A 4,603-nucleotide genomic window follows, 5' to 3' on the forward strand; every position below is an offset into this window, starting at 1 on the left:
TCCATATCAGTGTCAATATTGATAATTTTAGTTATTGCAGTAATTGGTGGATTAGTACTTGGAAGTATTAGTGGAAGTATTGGTTCAACGTTAAGAGACTTGAAAACAGTTTTGTCATCTGAAAAATAATAACACTTTTTTTTATTTTTTTTATTTTTTTCATGTTCTTTTTTTTTATATACTTATTTTAATACTAAAATAATAATTTTAAATATTACAATTAATAAAATATAATTGTATATAATATTAAAGGGATGTAAATGAATACTTACAAATTAAATAAGCTAAAACCAAATGAGCTCAAGACAATTGGACACTATACAGGATATGTTTGTATAATCATGTCCGTACTTATGATTGTGCCGGTAGTGTGTGGACTAATTTATCATGATCCAGAACGATTTGTATATTCATTTATTTTTTCAGCAATTATTTCCTTTATTTCAGGAGCAATATTAATCGCATTGTTTGGAAGGAAACAGTCAACAACCCTTTCATTTAAAGGAGCTCTGATTTTTGTACTAAGTATATGGGGAATAATAGCAATATATTGTGGTTTACCTTATATCTTGTCTGGAGAATTAGGTATTTTTGATTCATTTTTTGAAGCAATGTCTGGAATTACCACAACGGGCTTTTCTTTAATTCCTGAAGAAACTTATCCTTACTCTGTTACTATGTGGAAGGCATTAACCCAATGGTTTGGTGGTTTAGGTATAATTGTATTGTTGCTTGCAATAGTTCCTTCTTCAGTTAGTTTAAAAAGGTTATTCTTTGCGGAAGGTAGAACTGAACAGATGACTCCAAATGTAAGGCATACAACTATGATTTTTTTAAAATTATATGCATCCATCACTTCTTTAGGAATAATATTATATTTATTGCTTGGATTAGATTTATATGAAGCAATATGTTTTACTTTCACTGCAGTTGCTACGGGAGGTTTCTCAATATATTCTTCAGATACCCATATATTTAATTCGTTAGCGATACAAATTGTAACGATGTTTTTAATGATATTGGGAAGTACAAATTTTGTAATACATTATAGAATTATTAAGGGAGATACCAGACATTTGTTAAAGGATATTGAATTAAGGGCAATGTTTATAATTATTGCTATAGCAACTTTACTGATAATGATTTCATTATATTCTCAAGGATATTATAATCATGATATATTAGTTATATTCAGACATTCAATATTCCAGGTGATATCTGTAATGTCCTCTACGGGATTCGTATCGCAGGATATTTATATGTGGCCTCAGTTTTCATTCTTCCTATTACTGTTGTTAACATTTATAGGAGGTTCAATCTGTTCTACAAGTGGTGGAATAAAATTATATAATATTGTAATATTATTCAAATCAATATGGTGGGAAGTTGAAGAGATGATGCTTCCTAAAAATACAATAAAACCGAAAAAAATTAACCATGATAAACGAGTAAGAGATATATCTAATAAAAACATTAAAACAATATTAATATTTGTAGTTTCATACATACTGTTGTTCTTGTTAAGTACATTTATAATATTATTTTATTGTAATGATTTTATTACTGCATTTACTGTTGCTGCATTATCCATAGGAAATACAGGAATTAGTGTAGGTTATATCTCAGCCAGTATGCCTTTTATGGTCAAGTTAATATTAATTATAGACTTTTGGGTTGGAAGGATAAGTGTTTGGCCATTATTCTTGGGAGTATTATATATGATAAATAGGGCTGAAAGTAAGATAAAAAGTTTAAATAATGAATAATCTCCAAATTTATATTTTTTTTATTAACTAATTTATTAGAAAAAATAGTAATTCAATTAAATAATTTTTAAAAAAGAATATGTTGTAGAAGTCTATACTTCTACATCAATGATATCATCAATATTTACTTCTGGATAGTTTTTATTTGTTGCACTGTTAAGACCAATGAGTAATGTACTACCGTTATGTAAGATAGATGTGAGTGATGGTGTAATTACACCAGTTAATCCTAATCCCATGAATAACGTGTTTAATACAAGGATATATCTATAGTTTCTGTTGATTAAATCAATCATTTGCTGGCTGATAATTCTCATTGTTACAAGATCATCTAATAATGGTCTTAGTAAGGTTATGTCTGCTACTTCTCTTGCAAGATCTGATGAATCTTTCATTGCTACACTTACGTCTGCTGCACTAAGTGCCGGTGAATCGTTTATACCGTCACCAACCATTATGACTTTTTTACCTTGAGCTTTAATTTCTTCTACAATAGCAGCTTTATCTTCAGGTAATACTTGTGATTTATAATGATCTAATCCTAATAATTCTGCAGTAGTTTTTGCAGCATTTTCGCTGTCTCCGGTAAGCATAATGATATCTTTTATACCTAAATATCTTAACTGACTGAGAACTTTTTTAGCTTCTTCTCTTGGAGGGTCATCAATACATATGATTCCTTCAAGTTTTCCATCAATTGCGAAGTAAATTATTGAATATTTATCGGCATTTTCCTTAACAATTTGTTCTTTTTCTTCAGTAATTTCTACGTTTTCGTCTTCTAAGACAAAGTGTCTACTTCCAAGAACTGTACGTTTACCGAATAATGTTGTAGCGATTCCATGTGCAACAACATATTCAACTTCTGAGTGGTATTCTTCTCCATGTTCTAAACCAAGCTCTTTAGCTTTTTGTACTATAGCTGTTGCTACACTGTGTGGGAAGTGTTCTTCTAGACATGCTGCGTGACGTAGGAATTCATCATCAGTTAATCTTCCTAGTGAAATATATTTTGCAACATGCGGTTGTGATTTAGTTAATGTTCCTGTTTTATCGAATATAATTGTATCTGCTGTTGCATAGGCTTCAAGGTATCTTCCACCTTTTACAACTATTTCTCTTTCAGATGCTTCACGCATTGCTGAAATAATTGAAATTGGTGTTGCAAGTTTGATTGAACAGGAATAATCAACTGTTAAAGCTGCAATTGCTTTGATTGGATCTCTTGTAATAATATATGTTAATAATGTTACTGCGAAGTTCCATGGTACAATTGAATCAGCTAAATTTTCAGCTTTACTTTGTATACCTGCTTTTGCTTTATCAGAACTTTCAATTAAATCAATTATTTGGTTGATTCTTGTTTTTTCATTAAGTTCATCAACGTTCATTACGATAGAACCATCTTCTACGATTGTTCCAGCATATACTTTTTTACCGTAATCTTTGTGAACTGCTAATGATTCTCCAGTCATTGTAGCTTCATTTATTGCTGCTTCACCTTCAACAATTGTACCATCTGCAGGTATAATAATACCTGATCTTACAATTACTTTATCTCCTTCTCTTAATTCTGAGAATGGGATTTGAACTTCTGTACCTTCTTCAGTTTTTATCCAAACTTTGTTAATGTTTAACATTAAACTGTTTTCTAATGAGTGTTTGGTTTTTTCAATAGTGTAATCTTCAAGGATTTCAGATAATCCTAACAGGAATACAATTGAACCGGCTGGTCCGAACATACCCTGGCTAAGTGTAACTGCTACACTAGTTGCATCAAGTAAGTCAACATCTAATCTAAGATGTATAAGACTGTCTAATCCTTTTATCATGAAAGGTAATCCTTCATAAACTATTTTTGCCACATGTAATGGTAGTGGTAAAAATGCTTTACATAGGTATCTTGTTGCAACTTTTTTAACAATTTTAGAAATGTATCTACTATCGGTTTCATTAGAAAGTTCGTCTGGTGTTGGTTCTGCTTCAAATAAATCAGATTTTTTAATATTGGCTAAGTATTTGAGTACTTGTAATTTTTCACAAGTGTATTTTAGAAAAATACCACCATTGACTGATGAAACTTTAACAGCTTCGATTCCTTCTTTTTCAGATAGCAATCTTGATAATCCGTATCCTTGTTCGGGGGTAAATGCATTTTTACCTAGACGAACACGAAGGATATCGTTTCTATCATAAACTATTTTAAATTTCATACTTTCATTTTCCCGTTTTTTGTATAAAAAAGTGAGGGAGGTTATGATTTATTCGTCATCTTTAATTTCTAATTCTTCTGCGATTTCTTCATCAATATCTTCTAAATCTTCAGGACCGAAAATTTCGATTTGTTGTTTTTCTTGAGCTTCTGCATGGATGTCTTCTGCATCTTCTCTGATATTTTCAATACTTTCTTCTACAGTGTCTCTTAATTCTAATGCACCTGCAGTTAAGTTAACTGCTAAGTTATGTGCAGTTTCTGTTTCTGAGAATTTTTTAATTGCATATGCTGCAACTAATCCTGCTGCAAAATATTTTACTCTGTCGTCTCCAATGAAGTTTGTGATGCTTCCTGTAATTCCGTTTCCATCTGAGTCTCTATTAAATACCATATTTTTCACCTGTTTATTTTTTTAATAATTATATCCTTAGAAAATTACCAAATTAATTGATAAATTTACTTATATAATAATTATTTTTAAAGTTCTTAATATATTTTTATAATTATTACTTTTTAGTTTTGACTAAATATCTTGGATAATTTTTAGTTTTATCTAAATATATTCATTATTTCATTTAAATTATATTTATTTCAATTTTATATCTATTTTTAAGATTTTAAA

At 29.7% G+C, this 4,603-nt stretch carries 3 protein-coding genes; 1 reads left to right on the forward strand and 2 read right to left on the reverse strand.

Features of this window, described 5'->3' with window-relative positions; all coding sequences use genetic code 11:
* Positions 1-260: 260 nt before the first annotated feature.
* Positions 261-1,766, forward strand: coding sequence for a potassium transporter TrkG (locus QZZ11_RS01360; RefSeq protein ID WP_292472835.1), 1,506 nt, complete (start codon positions 261-263; stop codon positions 1,764-1,766).
* Positions 1,767-1,858: 92 nt separating this feature from the next.
* On the opposite strand, the gene QZZ11_RS01365 is transcribed toward QZZ11_RS01360, so the two are convergent.
* Complete coding sequence (locus QZZ11_RS01365) at positions 1,859-3,979, reverse strand: heavy metal translocating P-type ATPase (RefSeq protein ID WP_292472837.1); 2,121 nt, start codon at positions 3,977-3,979, stop codon at positions 1,859-1,861.
* Positions 3,980-4,027: 48 nt separating this feature from the next.
* Positions 4,028-4,372 carry a DUF6110 family protein gene (locus QZZ11_RS01370; RefSeq protein ID WP_292472839.1) on the reverse strand — a complete coding sequence of 115 codons (345 nt, stop codon included), beginning with the start codon at positions 4,370-4,372 and terminating at the stop codon, positions 4,028-4,030.
* Positions 4,373-4,603 lie beyond the last annotated feature (231 nt).

The organism is Methanosphaera sp. (genome assembly GCF_016282985.1).
In the GTDB taxonomy this organism is placed as follows: Archaea; Methanobacteriota; Methanobacteria; order Methanobacteriales; family Methanobacteriaceae; genus Methanosphaera.

Excerpts from the sequence above, each read along its gene's own strand:
- QZZ11_RS01360 (WP_292472835.1), top strand. The coding sequence starts at position 261 with ATGAATACTTACAAATTAAATAAGCTAAAACCAAATGAGCTCAAGACA.
- QZZ11_RS01365 (WP_292472837.1), bottom strand. The coding sequence starts at position 3,979 with ATGAAATTTAAAATAGTTTATGATAGAAACGATATCCTTCGTGTTCGT.
- QZZ11_RS01370 (WP_292472839.1), bottom strand. The coding sequence starts at position 4,372 with ATGGTATTTAATAGAGACTCAGATGGAAACGGAATTACAGGAAGCATC.